Origin of the sequence: Hyphomonas sp., assembly GCF_040882205.1 — a bacterium.
Lineage (GTDB): Bacteria > Pseudomonadota > Alphaproteobacteria > Caulobacterales > Hyphomonadaceae > Hyphomonas.
Map to the genome: position 1 here is coordinate 1 of NZ_JBBEBT010000041.1, position 1,349 is coordinate 1,349.

The 1,349-nt window shown below is 65.2% G+C and carries 1 protein-coding gene; it reads right to left on the reverse strand.

Features of this window, described 5'->3' with window-relative positions:
- Positions 1-1,207 (reverse strand): cytochrome P450 (locus tag WEA77_RS02200; protein WP_368066237.1); only part of this gene is annotated, 1,207 nt, incomplete at its 3' end.
- Between the last annotated feature and the right edge of the window lie 142 nt (positions 1,208-1,349).

The following is a 1,349-nucleotide window of genomic DNA, read 5'->3' on the forward strand; positions in this document are numbered from 1 at the left end:
AGAAAGGGAGCGTGCGCCATGACAAATCCTGCTCCGCGAGGCGCAGGTTCGGGTAGCGGGCGAGGAGTTTGAGGAAGGCGTGGCGCGCTTCGATGCGGGCGAGCGGGGCGCCGATGCAGATATGCGGGCCGCCGCCGAAGGCGACATGGCCGGCGCGTTTCTTCGTGATGTCGAAATCCTGCGGGTCGGCAAAGACTTCCGGGTCGCGGTTGGCGGCGGCGAGCGACATGAAGACGGGCTGGCTTTTGAGCATCGGGTAACCGGCGACCGTGCGATCTTCCTGCACGATGCGGGAGGTGACCTGGACCGGAGCCTCGTAGCGCAGCACTTCCTCCACCGCTTGGGCAGCAAGGTCCGGGTTTGCGCGCAGGGCGGCGGTCTGCTGTGGATGCGTCAACAGGAGCCAGATGCCGTTACCGATGAGATCGGTTGTCGTCAGGTTGCCACCGACGAGGAGGGCCTGCAGGTTGAGGCAGACTTCATCGTCTGCGACATCTGCCTCGCCGCTGGCCTGCAGCTGGACCATGTCGGTGACCAGATCGTCCTGCGGCGCCTCGCGGCGGGCCTGCATGAGTTCGGCGAAATAGGCATCGAGCGCTTCGCCGCCGGAGACGACGCGGGCGGTTTCTTCCGGCGTGCGCACAGGGTTCAGACCGAGGATGACATCTTCCGACCACTGACGGAAATCCGCAAGGCGGGCTTCATCGACCCCGATGATGCGCGCGATGACGAGGACCGGGACCGGCACGGCGATCTTTTCCATCAGGTCAAAGGCGCCGCTTGCGGGGGCGGCATCGATCACCTTGTCGACCATCGCCTCGATCTCCGGGCGCATCTTGTTGATGCGGGCATAGAATGCCTTGGCGAGAGGCTGGCGGATGCGGGCATGGTCTGGATCGTCGAGGAAGAGGATGCTGGTGCGCCGCTCCCTGCCCTCCTCGACGAGGCGGGCGGTGATGGATTCGGGGTCGGCGTTGAGGGGATGGCGCACGAAGGTGCGGTCGTTGACCGTGTCGCGGATGTCCTTGTGGCGGGAGAGGACCCAGACTTTCGCCGCCTCGTCGCGCATCACCGGGCAATGGGTCTGCAGGGATTGCAGCAGCGGATGGGGATTGTCGCGCGCGGCGGGATTGAAGGCCGAGAGTTCGAGGACGGACCGTGGCACCGGTTGGGGTACGCCGGGCGGTGTTTTCGGATCATCGGCCATGGGGGCTCCTCCCGGGAAGTTATTCTTATGGCACTGGTATAGCCGATATTCTGCGGCGTCGCGCGGGGATTTTCGGAGGAACTGGAACTGCGGTGCCTTCGCCTGCCGCTCATCCCGGCGCCGGGAAAAGCGGCAAACGGAA